Genomic DNA, 17,819 nt, shown 5'->3' with positions numbered 1-17,819 from the left:
TATGCGATCGTCGGCAGCGTCAGATGTGTATAAGAGACAGCTGCAGGGGCGGGGACCGGCGCGGGTGCAGCGGGGGCTCCGCCGGTCAGTGTCGACGTCACGCCCTGCAGCAGCTGCGGCGCGAGGGCCGGCACGCTTGCCAGCTCGTTGACGATCGGCAGGTTCGGCACTGCGGGCGCCGGGGCCGGGGCCGGATCGGCGGCCGCAGTGGCGCTGAGCGCCAGCGCGACCGGAACCGCGCCCGCCGCGGCGGTCATGCTGGTGGAAAGTGCTTTCCAGGTGAGCTTCATGGTTCTCCCAATCGGTTGACTGCACGTCTCTGCCCGAAACTACGGAGTTACTGGTGTTACTCAAGTGACACGTGTGGCGGTTATTCAACCGTTACGGCAGTGACGGGAATCGGTTACCAGAGCCGACGCGACAGCGGGTCGGCAAACACCGCCGGGAGGGGAGCGCCACAGTGGGGGCCGCCGCGAGCTGTCACGTCGCCCTGCCCCGGGAGGGTCGAACGCTAGAGTCAGGGCGGTAGACACGACACCTGACACAACCGAACCGGCCGCATCGAGCATGCGGCTCTACCGCTATGCGTGGTTACTGCTCGCGCTGAGCGTCGCGGCCCGCCTGGCCTTCTCCTACCTGGTGCCCAACGGCACAAACCTCGTCGACCTGCACGTCTATCTCGGCGGTGCGGCGTCGCTCGACCACCCGGGCACGCTCTACCAGTACACGTACGGCGACAAGACTCCCGACTTCCTGCTGCCGTTCACGTATCCACCGTTCGCCGCGATGGTGTTCTATCCGCTGCAGCTGTTGCCGTTCGACCTGGTCGCGTTTTTCTGGCAGATCGGCACCATTGTCGCGCTCTACGGGGTGGCCCGGATCAGCCAGCGAATGCTGGGTCGGTACACCGACCCGCGGCTCGCCCTGCTGTGGACGGCCGTCGGCATCTGGATCGAGCCGCTGCGCGGCACCTTCGACTACGGGCAGATCAACGTCATCCTCACGCTCGCGGTGATCTACGCGGTGTACTCCAACCGATGGTGGGTGTCGGGTCTGCTGGTCGGCTTGGCTGCCGGGGTCAAGCTGATCCCGGCTGTCTCGGGCTTGTACTTCGTCGGCGCGAGACGCTGGGCCACCGTGGCGTTCTCGGCGGTCGTGTTCTTCGGCACGGTGTTGTTGTCGTTGGTGGTCGTCGGTGATCAGGCGAGGTACTACTTCACGGATCTGCTCGGCGACGCCCGCCGGGTCGGACCGATCGGAACGGTGTTCAACCAATCCTGGCGCGGTGGGATATCGCGCATCCTGGGCCATGACGCGGGCTACGGCCCGGTGGTGCTCATCGGCATCGCGGTGACGGCCGTGCTGGCGTTGCTCGCGTGGCGGGCCGTCGGCGGCAGCGACGGTGACCGGCTCGGCGCCATCATCATCGTCAGCCTGTTCGGCCTGCTGGTGTCCCCGATCTCGTGGACGCACCACTGGGTTTGGCTGCTTCCGCTGATCATGTGGCTGTTGCACGGTTCGCTACGGGATCGGCGCGGGGCGCAGGTTCTGGGTTGGGGCTGGTTGGTTCTGACGCTGATCGGCGTGCCGTGGCTGCTCAGCTTCGCGCAGCCGACGATCTGGGAGATCAGCCGGCCGTGGTATTTGGCCTGGGCGGGCCTGATCTACATCGTCGCGACGTTGGCGACGTTGGGCTGGATCGCGACTACAGGCCCAGGATCCGGTCGATTTCGCCCGCCATCGCGACATCCTTCTCCGTGATGCCGCCTGCGGAATGTGTCACCAATGCGAAAGTGACTGTCCGCCAACGGATGTCGATATCGGGATGATGGTCCTTCTGCTCGGCGAACTCCGCGACGCGGCGCACCGCGTCGATGCCGTCGAGAAATGCCGGAAATTTGACCGATCGGCGCAGGGCGCCTGCCGCACGTTCCCAGTTCGGCAGATCGACGAGTGCGGCGTCAACCTGGTCATTCGTTAACACAGCCATGGCTTCGACCGTATACCGTCGGGCGCGATGGATGAGCAGATCGTTGTGGCCGGGGCGTTGATCTCCCACGGTGCGCTGCTGGTCGCCCAGCGTGACCGACCTGCGGAGCTGGCGGGGTTGTGGGAACTGCCCGGCGGCAAGGTCGCACCGGGGGAGGACGACGGCGCCGCGCTGGCGCGGGAGTTGCACGAGGAGCTCGGTGTCGAGGTCAGCGTCGGCGCGCGGATCGGCCACGACGTTGCTCTGAACGCCGCCATGACGTTGCGGGCGTACCGCGTCGCGCTGACCGCAGGCAGCCCGCGGCCGCACGACCACCGCGCGCTGCGCTGGGTCACGGTTGACGATCTGACCGGCCTCGACTGGGTGCCGGCCGACCGCGCCTGGGTCGACGACTTGGCCGCGGCGATGCGATCCGAATGACCTGCCGCGCCGGATTTGCTGGAGGCAAACCGAAGGTGCCCGAATTGTTGTTGCGCCACAACGACATGGGTGCGTGTTGGGTGCGTCGCAAAGCGAAGATCAATTGACGCCCGAGGGAAATTTCTCTCAATCGCGGGACTAAAGACGCTGGCAGCTGCGACGATCGCAGGTGATGCTGACGATGTCACGCCGATCAGAGGGTCATCGATGCCTCAACTGATAACAGCTGGTGCCCAGGGGAGTTCCGTACCGGCCAGCCCGGCCGTGCACGGCGTGTCGGTGACATGACCTCCGAAACCACAGTGAGTGGCTCGGCGCCGGGTGTGAATCTGGCGTTGGCCACCTGGGTTTCGGCGATCAACTTCTGGGCCTGGAACATGATCGGCCCACTGTCCACCACCTACGCCGGCGACATGCGGCTGAGCAGTACCGAGGCCTCGATGCTGGTGGCCACACCGATTTTGGTCGGCTCCCTGGGGCGCATCGTGATCGGTTCGCTGACCGACCGATTCGGTGGCCGGACCATGTTCATCGCGGTCACGTTGGCGTCGATCGTGCCGGTGCTGGCCGTCGGAGCCGCAGGCGCGGCAGGCTCGTATCCTTTGCTCCTGGTGTGCGGATTCTTCCTCGGTATCGCGGGAACCATCTTTGCGGTGGGTATTCCGTTCGCCAACAACTGGTATGACCCAGCCCGCCGCGGATTCGCCACCGGTGTCTTCGGTATGGGCATGGTCGGGACCGCATTGTCGGCGTTCTTCACCCCGCGGTTCGTGCGCTGGTTCGGACTGTTCGCCACCCACGTCATCGTGGCGGTCGCCTTGGCGTTGACGGCAGCGCTGTGCCTGGCGCTGATGCACAACGCGCCGAGGTTCCAACCGAATACAGCCCCTGTGCTGCCGAAGTTGCGCGCTGCGCTGCGGCTACCGGTGACGTGGGAGATGTCGTTCCTCTACGCGGTGGTGTTCGGCGGTTTCGTCGCCTTCAGCAACTACCTGCCCACCTACATCAAGACGATCTACGGCTTCTCGGCCGTCGACGCTGGCGCCCGCACTGCAGGTTTCGCGTTGGCGGCGGTGCTGGCCCGCCCGATAGGCGGAGCCCTGTCGGACCGCATACCGCCCAAATTCGTTGTGGTCGCATCCTTCGCGGGCACCGCGTTGCTGGCACTGGTGGCGGTGTTCCAGCCGCCGCCGGACGTGTGGTCGGCGGCGACGTTCATCACGCTGGCGATCTTCCTGGGCATCGGAACCGGTGGTGTGTTCGCGTGGGTGTCGCACCGTGCCCCGGCAAGCACGGTCGGCTCGGTGACCGGAATCGTGGCTGCCGCAGGTGGTTTGGGCGGCTACTTCCCGCCGTTGGTAATGGGTGCGACGTACGATGCCGTCGACAACGACTACACCGTCGGCCTGTTGCTGTTGGTGGCGACCGCGCTGACCGCGCTGGTTTTCACGGCGACGCGGCTCCATGTCCATGAACGCGATTCGATCGGAGAACGTGGGTGACGCGAACACCGCATGTCGGCGGGCCGGTCGAGGAACTGCTCGAACGCAGTGGCCGGTTCTTCACCCCGGGCGAATTCTCTGATGATCTGCGCACTGTCACCCGCCAGGGCGGTCGCGAGGGCGACGTGTTCTACCGCGATCGGTGGAGTCACGACAAGGTGGTGCGTTCGACCCATGGGGTGAACTGCACCGGATCGTGTTCGTGGAAGATCTACGTGAAGGACGGGATCATCACGTGGGAAACGCAGGAGACCGACTATCCGTCTGTGGGTCCGGATCGGCCCGAATATGAACCGCGCGGCTGTCCCCGTGGTGCGGCGTTCTCCTGGTACACCTATTCGCCGACCCGCGTGCGGTACCCGTACGCGCGCGGTGTGCTGGTCGAGATGTACCGGGAAGCCAAAGCGCGCCTCGGTGATCCGGTGCTGGCGTGGGCCGACATCCAGCACGACCCGGATCGCAGGCGCCGGTACCAACAGGCCCGCGGCAAGGGCGGCCTGGTCCGCGTGAGCTGGTCGGAGGCGACCGAGATGATCGCGGCCGCGCACGTGCACACCATCAAGACCTACGGTCCCGACCGCGTCGCCGGGTTCTCGCCGATACCGGCCATGTCGATGGTGTCCTTCGCTGCCGGGTCGCGGTTCATTGAGTTGCTCGGCGGCGTGATGACGTCGTTCTACGACTGGTACGCCGATCTGCCGGTGGCCTCACCGCAGGTGTTCGGTGACCAGACCGACGTACCGGAGTCCGGAGACTGGTGGGACGCAACGTATCTGATGATGTGGGGATCCAACGTCCCGGTCACCCGAACGCCCGACGCGCACTGGATGGCAGAGGTCCGTTACCGGGGAACCAAGGTCGTCACGGTCAGTCCTGACTACGCCGACAACACGAAATTCGCCGACGAGTGGATGCCGTGCGCGGCAGGCGCCGATGGCGCCCTTGCCATGGCTATGGGCCACGTCATCCTGTCGGAATGCTTTGTCAAGCATCGTGTTCCGTTCTTTGTCGACTACGTTCGACAGTTCACCGACCTGCCTTTCCTGGTCAAGCTCGAGCAACGCGACGGCAGGCTGGTGCCTGCCAAGAATCTCACTGCGGCCGATCTCGGGCAGCAGGTGGAGAATGCGGCGTTCAAACCCGCGATCCTCGACGGTGTCAGCAATAGTGTCGCGGTTCCGCAGGGCTCGTTGGGGTTCCGCTACGGCAACGACGGCCTCGGCAAATGGAACCTCGACCTCGAAGGCCTCACTCCGGCACTCACGGTGGCCGAAGAAGCCGGTGAGGTCGCCGAGATCACCCTGCCGCGCTTCGACACCGTCGACGGCAGCGGTGCGACCATGCAGCGCGGCGTACCGGTACGCCGGGTGGGCGATCACCTGGTGTGCACGGTGTTCGACCTGATGCTCGCGCAGTACGGCGTGGCGCGCCCCGGTCTGCCCGGCGACTGGCCCGCCGGCTACGACGACGCCACCCGGCCTTACACTCCGGCCTGGCAGGAGGAGATCACCGGAGTCAGTGCCGCGCAGGCGATTCGGGTGGCCCGTGAGTTCGCCCTCAACGCCGAGGAATCCGGCGGCCGGTCCATGATCATCATGGGTGCGGGGATCTGCCAGTGGTTTCACGGCGATGCGACGTATCGGGCGGTGCTGGCCCTACTGCTGCTGACCGGATCGATGGGCCGCAACGGAGGCGGCTGGGCGCATTACGTCGGCCAGGAGAAATGCCGTCCGGTCACCGGTTGGGCCGCCATGGCAATGGGCACCGACTGGACGCGCCCACCGCGGCAGATGGCGGGCACGTCATATTGGTACGTCCACACCGACCAGTGGCGCTACGACGGATACCGTGCCGACGCGCTGGCCAGCCCGGTGGGCCGGGGCCGCTTCCGGGACAAGCACACCATGGACGTGTTGACCTCCGCGGTGGCCATGGGATGGACACCGTTCTTCCCGCAGTTCGACCGGTCCGCACTCGATGTCGCCGACGAGGCCAAGGCCGCCGGCCGGGAGGTGCCGCAGTATGTGGCCGAACAGCTGGCCACCGGTGCTCTGAAACTTGCTGTCACCGATCCGGACGATCCGGCGAACTGGCCTCGGGTACTCAACATCTGGCGGGCCAACCTGCTGGGCTCGTCGAGCAAGGGCAACGAGTATTTCCTGCGCCACCTGCTGGGCACGACGTCGAACGTGCAAGCCGAGCCGACGGCTGAAGCGTTGCGGCCCAAAGACGTGGCCTGGTCCGACGACATTCCCGAGGGCAAGCTCGACCTGCTGATGTCGATCGACTTCCGGATGACGTCCACGACGCTGTTGTCAGACGTGGTGCTGCCGGCCGCGACGTGGTACGAGAAGGCCGACCTGTCCAGCACCGACATGCATCCCTACCTCCACGCGTTCAGCCCCGCCGTGGACCCACCGTGGGAAACCCGTTCGGACTATGAAGCATTCGGTGCGATCGCCCGGACGTTCAGTGCCCTTGCTGCCAAACACCTGGGCACCCGCACCGATGTGGTGATGGGTACGTTGCAGCACGACACCCCGGGTGCGATGGCGTATCCGGGTGGTATCGAGCATGACTGGCGTGGCGCCGGTGAGACGCCCGTGCCGGGCAAGACCATGGGCCCGCTGGTCGTGGTGGAGCGCGACTATGCCGCAGTCGCCGAGAAGTGGTCCACCCTCGGTCCGCTCGTCGACACCCTGGGACTGACCACCAAGGGCGTCACCACGCACCCCGACCAGGAGGTCGCCGAACTCGCAGGCAAGTTCGGTGTGATGGATTCCGGTGTGGCCCAGGGCCGTCCGGCGATCACCTCGGCCGAACGGATGGCCGACGTCATCCTCGCCCTGTCGGGCACCTCGAACGGCCGGCTGGCCGTGGCAGGCTTCAAGGAACTGGAGAAGTGCACCGGCCGCAGGCTGGTGCATCTGGCTGAAGGCAGCGAGGAACGCCGGATCACCTATGCCGACACGCAGGCCCGGCCGGTCCCGGTGATCACCAGCCCGGAGTGGTCGGGCAGCGAGACCGGCGGTCGCCGGTACGCGCCGTTCACGGTGAACATCGAGGAGCTCAAGCCATTCCACACGCTCACCGGCCGCATGCACTTCTACGTCGATCACGACTGGCTGGAGGAACTCGGCGAGCAGCTGCCGACCTACCGGCCCCCGCTGGACATGTCGCGACTGTTCGGCGAGCCACGGCTCGGTAGTGACGGCATCGGCCTCACGGTGCGTTATCTGACTCCGCACTCCAAGTGGTCGATCCACTCGGAGTATCAGGACAACCTCTTCATGCTGTCGCTGTCGCGCGGCGGCCCCACCATGTGGATGAGTCCGTCGGACGCCGCGAAAATCGATGTACGGGACAATGATTGGATCGAAGCCGTCAACCGCAACGGGGTTCTGGTGTGCCGTGCGGTGGTGAGTCACCGGATGCCCGAAGGTGTCGTGTACGTCTACCACGCGCAGGAACGCACCATCGACGTGCCGCTGACCGAGACCACCGGCACCCGGGGTGGCATCCACAACTCACTGACCAGGCTGCTGGTCAAGCCGAGTCATCTCGCCGGCGGGTATGCCCAACATGCGTTCGCGTGGAACTATCTCGGACCCACCGGAAATCAACGCGACGAGGTGACCGTCGTGCGGCGTCGGTCGCAGGAGGTGCGGTACCAGTGAAGGTCATGGCGCAGATGGCGATGGTGATGAACCTCGACAAGTGCATCGGCTGCCAAACCTGTTCGGTGACCTGCAAACAGGCCTGGACCAACCGCGCCGGCACCGAGTACGTCTGGTTCAACAACGTCGAAACCCGCCCGGGCCAGGGCTATCCGCGCACATATGAGGATCAGGAACGCTGGCGTGGAGGGTGGCGGTTGGACCGCCGCGGTCGGCTGCGGTTGCGCGACGGCGGCCGGCTGGCCAAGTTGTCCCGGATCTTCGCCAACCCCAAATTGCCGTCCATCGAGGACTATTACGAGCCGTGGACCTACGACTACGAAAACCTGACCTCAGCACCGCTCGGTGAACACATCCCCACCGCGCCGCCGCGCAGCCTGATCACCGGCAAGCCGATGAAGGTGTCATGGTCGGCGAACTGGGACGACGATCTGGCCGGCTCGCCGGAGATCGTGCCCGGCGACCCGATCCTCAAGCAGGTCAGCGAGCAGGTCAAGCTCGAACTCGAGCAGACGTTCATGTTCTACCTGCCCCGGATCTGCGAGCACTGCCTCAACCCGGCCTGCGTCGCGTCATGCCCGTCGGGGGCGATGTACAAACGGTCCGAGGACGGCATCGTGCTGGTCGACCAGGACCGCTGCCGCGGCTGGCGCATGTGTGTCTCCGGATGTCCTTACAAGAAGGTGTATTTCAACCACAAGACCGGCAAAGCCGAGAAGTGCACGATGTGCTACCCGCGCATCGAGGTCGGGCTGCCCACGGTGTGCTCGGAAACCTGCGTGGGCCGGTTGCGCTATCTGGGCCTGGTGCTCTACGACGTCGACCGTGTGCTCGCGGCAGCGTCGGTGCCGGACGACAAGGACCTCTACGAGGCGCACCGGCAGATCCTGCTCGATCCGACCGACCCCGAGGTGATCGCCGGGGCCCGGTCCTCTGGCATCTCCGACGAATGGATCGAGGCCGCCCAGCGGTCACCGGTGTACAAGCTCATCCACACCTACGGTGTTGCGCTGCCGCTGCATCCGGAATTCCGGACGGTGCCGATGGTGTGGTACGTCCCGCCGCTGTCGCCGGTGGTCGACGCGGTCAGCCGCGACGGACACGACGGGGAGGAGCTCGGGAATCTGTTCGGGGCACTGGAGGCGCTACGGATCCCGATCGAATATCTCGCAGGACTGTTCACCGCCGGGGACACCGGCGTGGTCGAGGGCGTGCTGCGCCGTCTGGCGGCCATGCGGTCCTATATGCGCGATATCAATCTGGGTCGTCAGACCCAGCCGCACATCGCCGAAGCGGTGGGAATGACCGAAGAGCGGATCTACGAGATGTACCGGCTGCTCGCCCTCGCGAAATACGAAGAGCGTTATGTCATCCCGACCGCATACGGCTCCGACGTCGGCGATCTGGAGGAGCCCGGCTGCTCGCTGTCCTTCGACGGCGGACCGGGCATGTACGGGTCGGGCCCGTTTGGCGAGGCCAGCGGCGGCCCGGTGCCCGTCGCGGTGGAGACCTTCCATGCCCTGCAACAGAGACAGACGGGAACGGGCATGGCCGCCAATGCCGAACATCCGTCGCGGGTGAACCTGCTCAATTGGGACGGCCGCGGCGTGCCGGCAGGCATGTTCCCCGGCGGGCGGTGAACCATATGAGATTGCGTCACCGCGGTGACGACGACTTACAGGATCGCCTGGTGTGGCAGTGCGCCTCGCTGTTGCTCGCCTACCCAGACCATGGACACCGCGATCGTCTCGAGACTGTCGATGCGTTGCTCTGCCACGTCACGGTCGCCGCCGGCGAGGCGCTGGCTCGCACTCTCGCGCAGGTGCGCGCGCGCGACGACATGGCCGTCGCGGCCGAGTACGTCGAGACGTTCGACATGCGCAAGAAGTGCACCCTGTTGTTGACGTACTGGACGGCGGGAGACACCCGCAACCGTGGCGTGCAGATGCTGGCGTTCGCCGACGCATACCGGTCCGCCGGTACAACACCCCCGAAAGGTGAAGCACCCGACCATCTTCCGGTGGTGCTGGAGTTCGCCGCGACCGTGGACCCCCGCGCCGGGCGGCGCCTGCTCGCCGAGCACCGGGGTCCGATCGACGTCCTGCGGCAGGCGCTCACCGATCGGGCGTCGATGTACGCGCCCGCGGTCGGCGCGGTGTGCGCGACGCTGCCGCCGGTGGTGCCCGGGCAGACAACGCGACTGTTGCAGGCGGGGCCGCCTGCCGAAGCCGTTGGTTTGCAACCGTTTCAACTGACGGTTCCGCCGCGCAGAGTTCAAGGAGGTGTCTGAGGTGGCAGGGTGGGAGATCTTCTGGGACGTGGTGCCGTACGTGACGCTGGCGATCGTCGGCATCGGCACCTGGTGGCGGTACCGCTACGACAAGTTCGGTTGGACGACGCGGTCGTCGCAGCTGTATGAGTCTCGGCTGCTGCGGATCGCGAGCCCGATGTTCCACTTCGGCATCCTGGTGGTGGTCGTCGGGCACGTCGTGGGTCTGGTCATCCCCAAGTCATGGATGAACGCGATCCTCGGTGAGCATGCCTATCACCTGCAGGCCGTCGTCCTGGGCGGCGTTGCAGGCATCGCGACGCTGGTCGGCATCGCGCTGTTGATCTACCGGAGGCGGTCCACCGGGCCGGTGTTCATGGCCACCACCGTCAACGACAAGGTCATGTACCTGGTGCTGGTCTCAGCGATCGTCGCGGGGTGCGGCTGCACCTTCATCGGAGCGACCCCGGCAGGCACCGAGCACGACTACCGCGAAACCGTATCCCCGTGGTTTCGTTCCATCTGGATCCTGCAGCCCCGCGGCGACCTGATGGTGCAGGCGCCGGTGTACTTCCACGTTCACGTCATGATCGCGCTCGTGTTGTTCTGCCTGTGGCCGTTCACACGCTTGGTGCACGTGTTCAGCGCCCCGATCGGATACCTGTTCCGGCCCTACATCGTCTACCGCAGCCGTGACGTCGCAGCCAAGAGCGAACTGGTCGGCTCGCAGCCGCACCGGCGCGGTTGGTGACCCACGCGGTTGGTGACCCACGGGAACTAGGGACTTTCGGCACTGTCTGAGCCGGTGGTCGCAGGCGCACAGTAGTCGCGTAGAGCAGTTGACGGCACTGGACGCGGGATTCCTCGACCACACGCCCGTGGGAACGCTCGAACTCGTATGAGGAGGTTGATCAGCATGACCAAGGGATCGGAACTCGATGTCCTGACCCGTCGACAGTGCCTGGATCTACTGCAGGGCCCGCGGGTGGGCCGGTTGGTGTTCACCGAGGACGCTCTGCCCGCCGTGCAACCGGTCAATTACCGGATATGGCGCGACCAGGTGGTGATCCGGGTGGCCGGCGGAGCCAAGCTGGCCGCCGCGACCAATCATCAGGTGGTGGCGTTTGAAGCCGACGACCTCGACCCAGACCTTCACAACGGCTGGAGCGTGACCGTCGTCGGCCATGCCGAACCGATCACCGATGTGGACGAACTCGTCGCCGTGGCAGGGACTTTCGTGCAGCCATGGGTTGAGGGTCGGCGTGAGCATTTCGTCCGCATCGCGACCGAGAAGGTGACCGGTCGGCAGTTCCGCAGCCGCGCCGTACCGCACTATCAGGGTGCCGTCACGGCATCATGATCGGCTGAACCGTGACACCGTGCTCGGCGCGTATCGTGGCGACCACTTCGTCGACACCGGCGCGGTCATGAAATGTGCTGTAGGTCAGCCAGATCGGCGGACACCCGGCGGAGGCGGCGTCGAGACGTTTCAGGATCATCGCGAGCAACTCCTGCGTAGCCGGAACGGAGCTGTACTCGAGTACCAGGCAGGGTTGCCCAGCGAGTTGCCGGAACGACGCGAGCCCTTCAATCAGGAAGCCCTCGTCGAGATCCGCTCTGGTGACGCGAATCGGCACGAGGTGCGTCGGGTTGTCGGGCCTGCGGGGCGCAGGTTGGGTGGCCACGGCTGCGTTGCCCCCCGCGGTGAACGCGTCGAGTCGTGAGCCCAGGTTCTTCAGCAACAGGGGAGTGACGCTGAGCCGTGGACCGTCGGTGGCGGGCGAGGCCACCTGCTGGCGTTGTCGGCGCACCAACGTATCCGTCGTCGACCTGTCGACGACGTCGAAAATACTGTCACACAAAGTATCTGGTTGATAGCGGCGGCGATAGTCCGCCGGCGAGAGGTGAAACCAGTCTACGAAGGTTCGGGTGAAGTACTTTGCGTCGGAGAACCCGCACTTGGCGGAGATCTCCAGCATGGTGGCATCGGTTGCCAGCAGCAGGTTTTCGGCTTCAGCCACCCTGAGGTAGCCGAGCAGATCGCTGAACCTGATCCCGGAAGCTTCTTTGAAGTAATGCGAGACATACGACTTGGAGTAATGCTGGTCGTCGGCCAGCAGCCCCAGCACGTCTCGTTGTGCGGCATGTTCGCGGAGGAACCGCAGCATGGCACGGAACCGTTCGCGCTGCGCCGAGGACAGTGTGGCGGTGCGGTTGTAGTAGTTCTCCAATGAGTATCCGGCGCAGAGCAACTCCATCAGTTCACCGGCCCGGCGCACGCCGTCGGACTTACCGTCGATGAGGTCGAGGAGCAGACCGCGCAGCATCGCCTCCTGACCGCGGTGGCGGGCCAGATCGAAGGATTCGCACGCGAAGATGAGGTGTTCGGCGCCCGCGTCGACGCTTCGGTACGCCGCCGGATCGATGTGCACGATCGCGGTGACCGCACCGTCCTCCCGGCCGATCAGTTGGTGCGGGTCACCGCGGTTGAGTACCACGAAATCGCCGGCACGCAGGTCGAACTCCTCGCAGCTGACCTTGACGTGCAGTTCACCCGCCAGCACGTAGACGACTTCCAGCGCGTTCGCGTGCCGGTGCAGTTTGGTGCGCCGGATCGACATCACCTGCGTGCGCACCGGCACCGACGGACCGAAATCGACGAGTGCTTCGAACATGTCCACGCCAGGCGCCTCCCACGAGTGCGCCCAGCGTAGACCGTCACCACATGAAGACGCCGTCCTGCACGGTGAGCCGGCCGTCGCAGAAGGTCAGGTACAGGTTGGCGACGTCGTGGACGACCATCGGGTCGACGGTCGGATCCTTGCGCAGCACCAGCAGATCGGCCAGCTTCCCGGGTTCCACGGTGCCCAGCACGTGCGACAGCCCGACCGCTTCGGCGCCGGTCATGGTGGCCGCCGAGATCGCCTCGGACGGTGTCATGCCGTACTGCACCATGGCCGCGAGCTCCAGCGCGCTGTATTCGCCGTAGGTGGTCAGTGGCTCGTACACGGTGTCGGAACCCAATGCGATTTTCACGCCCATCGCCTTGGCGGTCTGGAAACTGCGTACCGCCTGATCGCTGTAGCGGTCGGCGAACGTGTGGTCGTGGGGTTGCAGTGCGTCGCGGTACAGGAACGCGTCGGGCCGGGTCTGGTTGCGCCCACCCGGCTCTGTCGGCATGAAATCCCTGTGCCAGTTGACGATCAGCTGCAATGTCGGGACCAGAATCGTCCCGCGCTCAGCCATCTTCGTAGCCAGCGGCTTGTCGATATCCTCACCGTGTTCGATGGTGTCGCAGCCCGCGTCGACGGCCAGTTCGATCGCGGCACGGTTCTCGGCGTGACACATGACGATGGTGCCGCGCTGGCGGTGGGCCTCCTCCACACACGCGCGCACCTCGTCGAGCGAGTAGTGCACGTCGTCATTGCGATCGTGCGGCCAGTTGTCGCCACCGCTGGCGAAGATCTTCACCGCGTCGGCGCCCTCGCGCAGGACGAATCGCACGGCCTTGACGATCTCGTCGCGGCCGTCGGCCAGGATGCCGAACACCCCATGGTCCTGCACGAACTCGGCCGGGAACTGGTGCAGGTCGGCGTGCCCTCCGGTGCGGGTCAGTCCTGGCCCGCAGGCCACCACCTTGGGCCCCGGGATGCCGCCTTCGCGGAACAGCCGTTTGAGATACAGGCCGTTCCACGACACGTCGCGCACCGTGGTGAAGCCGCGTTTGAGGATCTTCTGCGCCTCGTACACCGAGCGCACGGCCCGCATCAGTTTCGGTTCGGCGATGACGCCCATCTCCTGATCGGTGATATCGGCCCGGCCGCCGGCAAGGTGGACGTGCGCGTCGATCAGGCCGGGCATGACGTAGTGCCCGTCCAGCGGAACCTCTTGGATATCGGCGGTCCGCCGGTAGTGCGCCATCGGTGTCACCGCCTCGATGCGCCCGTCGGCCACCAGTACGGCGTGATCATCCAGTGGCGCTCCGCCACGGCCGTCGATCACCGAGACCGACAGCAACGCAAACCTGTTGCCGATACTGAGCATTGGTCAGCTCCCGGTCACGGCCGCGTACGCGGAGGTGTACTCCTTGGACTGTTCGTCGGTCAGCGCCGGCCACTGCTTCACCCGGGCCAGCACCTCGGCGGGCGGGTTGATCAGCGGATTGGACGCCGCGGTGGGGTCGACCTTGTTCAGCGCGTCAGTCATATCGGTCAGCACCGGGATGTAGCGGGTGAACGCGACCAGTTTGGCGTAGTTGGCGCGGTCGTATACGTAGTCGATCCACGCTTCGGCCGCCTTCTGGTTCTGCGTGGTGTAGGGAATCACCATGCTCTGCAAGGTCATGGTTCCGCCGGCCTCGGGAATCACGAACTTCAGGTCGGGGTTGTCGGCCTGTAACTGCACGACATCGCCCGAATATGCCTGAGCCACAGCAAGATTGCCTGCCGCGAGATCGTTGGAGTAGTCGTTGCCGGTGAACCGGCGGAGTTGTCCCCTGTCCTTCTGCTCCCGCACCAGATCGATCGCTTTGGCGACGGAAGCCGACGTCGGGTCGGCCGGTGAACTGCCCTGTGCCAGCATGATCATCCCCAGCCCGTCCTGGGCGTCGGCGAGCATGCTCACCTTGCCTGCGAATTTCGGGTCCCACAGGTCATCGACCTTGGTGATGTCACGGCCCGTCGTCTTACGGTTGTAGGCCAGCACCACCATGCCCGACATGTACGGCGCGGTGTACCTGCGCCCGGGGTCGATCGCGGCGTTCAACAGTGCCGGTTGCAGGTTGGCCTTGTTGGGCCAGCGTTCCGGGCGGATCTCGTTGAGCCAGCCCAGCCGCATCAGCCGGGCGTCGATGGTCTCCGACGGGATCACCAGGTCGCAGCCGATGTCCTGTCGGTGCGACAGTGGCTCCTTGTTCTTGGCGAACCATTCCTCGTCGTCGTTGTAGTCCTCTTTGTAATCCACCTTCAGTCCGGTGGCCTGCTGGAACGCGGCAACAAATCCGTCGGCGATGTAGAGCGGCCAGTTCGAAACCCGCAGCGTCCCGGAGGCGGGTGCACCGTCATCCGGAGCGGCGGACGTACCCCCGCTCTGCGGGGCGGAGTTGGATCCGCAGGCGCTCAACATCGTCGGACCGAAGGCGAGGGCAGCTGCTGCCACGCTGCCGCCGAGCAGGAACCGCCTGCGCGAGGTTGTCATGCCCCCAAGACTGGTCCGCGACCCATCGCGGCGACATGTCGAAAGGGCTGTACCGACATGACGATCACGCTGGATCTCACGGCTGGTACGCCCAGAGCCGGATCAGGCAGAGCAGGGTCTAGTAACGCAGGCGGTCGCCGACCACCCGCACCATCCCGGGATGCTGCGTGGTGTAGAGCGGATGCAGCATCATCGGGTGCCGGCAGTGCGCACAAGACGCTTGCGGCTGATTCACCGAGGCAAACGTCAGGTGATGGCACTCGCTGCACCGGACGACGTAGCAAGCTCCTACCCAGTTCGCCAATCCCAGATAGATGGCAACTGTCGTTCCCGCCGCCAGCACCATGATCAGTGCGATGGTGAGCACTTCGTAGATCTCCATGACGGGTACCTCCGATCACGATCCCGTAGGGATACCTCAAAGGTAGCTCGCGATGCTTACGCTTTTCTGGCTCTTGTGAAGACCTTGTCCAGTTCTTTACCGCGCAATCCAGCGTGCTCGGCTTTACGGACCTTGTGCAGCACGAGCGGGCAGCGTTTGCAGCGCGGCTTGCTCCGGCAGCACTTCTTCTTGGGCTTAAGACCCGCGATCTTGGCGGACTTCAATCTGATCGCTCCTCGCGTGCGCAGAAGACTGATCGCTCCTCGCGTGCGCAGAAGACCGATCGCTCCTCGCGTGCGCAGAAGACCGATCGCTCCTCGCGTGCGCAGAACGTGACGGGGCTCTCTCGTTTTCGTGATCGAACGGCCGAACTGCGAGAATGTGCGGTGTGGATTCACGGCCCAGTTTCAGAAACGTCGCCATCGTCGCACACGTCGACCACGGCAAGACGACCCTAGTCGACGCGATGCTGCGGCAGTCGGGTGCCTTGACGCACCGCGGCGACGACGCCGTTGAACGCCTGATGGACTCCGGTGACCTGGAGAAAGAAAAAGGCATCACCATCTTGGCCAAGAACACCGCGGTGCACCGGCACCACCCGGACGGCACCATGACGGTGATCAACGTCATCGACACCCCGGGCCACGCCGACTTCGGCGGCGAGGTCGAACGTGGGCTGTCCATGGTGGACGGCGTGGTACTGCTGGTCGACGCCTCGGAAGGGCCGCTGCCGCAGACCCGCTTCGTGCTGCGCAAGGCACTGTCCGCGCACCTGCCGGTGATTCTGGTGGTCAACAAGACCGACCGCCCCGACGCCCGGATCTCCGCCGTCGTCGAGGAGAGCCACGATCTGCTGCTCGACGTCGCCTCCGACCTCGACGAGGAAGCCCAGGCATCCGCCGAGAAAGCCCTGGACCTGCCCACGCTGTACGCATCGGGCCGGGCGGGCATCGCCTCGACGACGCAGCCCGCCGATGGCGAGAATCCCGATGGGGAGAACCTCGATCCGCTGTTCGACGTGCTGATGGAGCACATCCCGCCGCCGTCGGGTGATCCGGAGGCGCCGCTGCAGGCGCTGGTCACCAACCTTGACGCGTCGGCGTTCCTGGGCCGGCTCGCGCTGATCCGCATCTACAACGGCCGGCTCAAGAAGGGCCAGCAGGTGGCCTGGATGCGTGAGGTCGACGGAACGCCGGTGATCACCAGCGCCAAGATCACCGAGCTGCTGGCCACCGAGGGGGTGGACCGCACCCCGACCGAGGAGGCTGTGGCCGGCGACATCGTCGCGGTCGCGGGCATCCCCGAGATCATGATCGGTGACACCCTCGCCGACCCCGACCACGCGCATGCCCTGCCCCGGATCACCGTCGACGAGCCCGCGATCTCGGTGACCATCGGCACCAACACGTCGCCGCTGGCCGGCAGGGTGTCCGGGCACAAGTTGACCGCCCGCATGGTGAAGAACCGGCTCGACCAGGAACTGGTCGGCAACGTGTCGATCCGGGTCGTCGACATCGGCAGGCCCGACGCCTGGGAGGTGCAGGGCCGCGGTGAGCTGGCGCTGGCCATCCTCGTCGAGCAGATGCGCCGCGAAGGGTTCGAGCTGACCGTCGGCAAGCCGCAGGTGGTGACCAAGAACGTCGACGGCAAGCTGCACGAGCCGTACGAGGCGTTGACCATCGACTGCCCGGAAGAGTTCGTCGGCGCCATCACCCAGCTGATGGCCGCCCGCAAGGGCCGCATGGAGGAGATGACCAACCACGCCGCGGGATGGGTCCGGATGGACTTCATCGTCCCCAGCCGTGGGCTGATCGGCTTCCGTACCGACTTCCTCACCGAGACTCGTGGCACCGGCATCGCCAACGCGGTGTTCGACGGCTACCGGCCGTGGGCCGGGGAGATCCGGGCCCGGCACACCGGCTCGCTGGTCAGCGACCGCAGCGGCTCGATCACCCCGTTCGCGATGATCCAGCTCTCCGACCGTGGACAGTTCTTCGTCGAACCGGGTGAGGACACCTACGAGGGCCAGGTGGTCGGGATCAACCCGCGTGCCGAGGACCTCGACATCAACATCACCCGTGAGAAGAAGCTGACCAACATGCGGTCGTCCACCGCCGACGTGATGGAGACCCTGGCCCGGCCGCTGGTGCTGGACCTGGAGCAGGCGATGGAGTTCTGCGCGGCCGACGAGTGTGTCGAGGTGACGCCCGAGATCGTGCGCGTGCGCAAGGTCGAGCTCACGGCGAGCCTGCGCGCCCGGGCCAAGGCGCGGGCCAAGGCGGAACAGGGTTCCAGGGCCTAACAGTTCGCGCCGAGTGGCCAGTTCTGCACACGTTTTTCGAGTGTGCCGTGTAGCAGGTGGCCACTCGGCGGAAGACCGCGA

14 protein-coding genes and 1 pseudogene are annotated in these 17,819 nt (G+C 65.6%); 9 read left to right on the top strand and 6 right to left on the bottom strand.

Annotated features, from left to right (window positions below):
- A pseudogene (locus A5784_RS24185) lies at positions 1-290 on the bottom strand (hypothetical protein); the annotation flags it as partial.
- Positions 291-567: 277 nt separating this feature from the next.
- On the opposite strand from A5784_RS24185, the gene A5784_RS24180 reads away from it, so the two are divergent.
- Positions 568-1,761, top strand: a complete 1,194-nt coding sequence (locus tag A5784_RS24180) for a mannosyltransferase (RefSeq protein WP_064947409.1) — start codon at positions 568-570, stop codon at positions 1,759-1,761.
- On the opposite strand, the gene A5784_RS24175 is transcribed toward A5784_RS24180, so the two are convergent.
- Positions 1,706-1,990: a 4a-hydroxytetrahydrobiopterin dehydratase gene (locus tag A5784_RS24175; RefSeq protein WP_064947408.1), complete on the bottom strand. Its 285-nt coding sequence runs from the start codon at positions 1,988-1,990 to the stop codon at positions 1,706-1,708. The two genes, A5784_RS24180 and A5784_RS24175, sit on opposite strands and share 56 nt — an antisense overlap.
- Before the next feature lie 27 nt (positions 1,991-2,017).
- On the opposite strand from A5784_RS24175, the gene A5784_RS24170 reads away from it, so the two are divergent.
- From A5784_RS24170 to A5784_RS24140, 7 genes are all read left to right on the top strand, one after another.
- Positions 2,018-2,410: a (deoxy)nucleoside triphosphate pyrophosphohydrolase gene (locus tag A5784_RS24170; RefSeq protein ID WP_064947407.1), complete on the top strand. Its 393-nt coding sequence runs from the start codon at positions 2,018-2,020 to the stop codon at positions 2,408-2,410.
- 284 nt (positions 2,411-2,694) lie between these two features.
- Positions 2,695-3,912 (top strand): nitrate/nitrite transporter, encoded by a 1,218-nt coding sequence (locus A5784_RS24165; protein WP_064947406.1) that lies wholly within the window; start codon positions 2,695-2,697, stop codon positions 3,910-3,912.
- Positions 3,909-7,589, top strand: coding sequence for a nitrate reductase subunit alpha (locus A5784_RS24160; RefSeq protein ID WP_064947405.1), 3,681 nt, complete (start codon positions 3,909-3,911; stop codon positions 7,587-7,589). The genes A5784_RS24165 and A5784_RS24160 overlap by 4 nt, the downstream gene beginning before the upstream one ends.
- A complete protein-coding gene (narH, locus tag A5784_RS24155; protein ID WP_064947404.1) occupies positions 7,586-9,229 on the top strand; it encodes a nitrate reductase subunit beta in 1,644 nt (547 codons plus the stop codon). The genes A5784_RS24160 and narH overlap by 4 nt, the downstream gene beginning before the upstream one ends.
- A 5-nt stretch (positions 9,230-9,234) precedes the next feature.
- Positions 9,235-9,879 (top strand): nitrate reductase molybdenum cofactor assembly chaperone, encoded by a 645-nt coding sequence (gene narJ, locus A5784_RS24150; protein ID WP_064947403.1) that lies wholly within the window; start codon positions 9,235-9,237, stop codon positions 9,877-9,879.
- 1 nt (position 9,880) lies between these two features.
- Positions 9,881-10,609 (top strand): respiratory nitrate reductase subunit gamma, encoded by a 729-nt coding sequence (gene narI, locus A5784_RS24145; protein ID WP_064947419.1) that lies wholly within the window; start codon positions 9,881-9,883, stop codon positions 10,607-10,609.
- A gap of 165 nt (positions 10,610-10,774) precedes the next feature.
- Complete coding sequence (locus A5784_RS24140) at positions 10,775-11,218, top strand: pyridoxamine 5'-phosphate oxidase family protein (RefSeq protein ID WP_064947402.1); 444 nt, start codon at positions 10,775-10,777, stop codon at positions 11,216-11,218.
- Here the strand turns inward: A5784_RS24140 and A5784_RS24135 are convergent.
- From A5784_RS24135 to A5784_RS24120, 4 genes are all read right to left on the bottom strand, one after another.
- Positions 11,205-12,533, bottom strand: a complete 1,329-nt coding sequence (locus A5784_RS24135; RefSeq protein WP_232006229.1) for a helix-turn-helix domain-containing protein — start codon at positions 12,531-12,533, stop codon at positions 11,205-11,207. The two genes, A5784_RS24140 and A5784_RS24135, sit on opposite strands and share 14 nt — an antisense overlap.
- A gap of 43 nt (positions 12,534-12,576) precedes the next feature.
- Positions 12,577-13,902: an amidohydrolase family protein gene (locus tag A5784_RS24130; protein WP_064947400.1), complete on the bottom strand. Its 1,326-nt coding sequence runs from the start codon at positions 13,900-13,902 to the stop codon at positions 12,577-12,579.
- 3 nt (positions 13,903-13,905) lie between these two features.
- Positions 13,906-15,054 carry a polyamine ABC transporter substrate-binding protein gene (locus A5784_RS24125; protein WP_064947399.1) on the bottom strand — a complete coding sequence of 383 codons (1,149 nt, stop codon included), beginning with the start codon at positions 15,052-15,054 and terminating at the stop codon, positions 13,906-13,908.
- Positions 15,055-15,172: 118 nt separating this feature from the next.
- Positions 15,173-15,436 (bottom strand): hypothetical protein, encoded by a 264-nt coding sequence (locus tag A5784_RS24120; protein ID WP_064947398.1) that lies wholly within the window; start codon positions 15,434-15,436, stop codon positions 15,173-15,175.
- 379 nt (positions 15,437-15,815) lie between these two features.
- On the opposite strand from A5784_RS24120, the gene typA reads away from it, so the two are divergent.
- Positions 15,816-17,738, top strand: a complete 1,923-nt coding sequence (gene typA / locus A5784_RS24115; RefSeq protein WP_064947397.1) for a translational GTPase TypA — start codon at positions 15,816-15,818, stop codon at positions 17,736-17,738.
- Positions 17,739-17,819: the final 81 nt, after the last annotated feature.

Source organism: Mycobacterium sp. 852013-50091_SCH5140682, assembly GCF_001665685.1.
Lineage (GTDB): Bacteria > Actinomycetota > Actinomycetes > Mycobacteriales > Mycobacteriaceae > Mycobacterium.
Note: the sequence above shows the minus strand (reverse complement) of the source record. Positions and strands in the feature narration are given on the sequence as shown.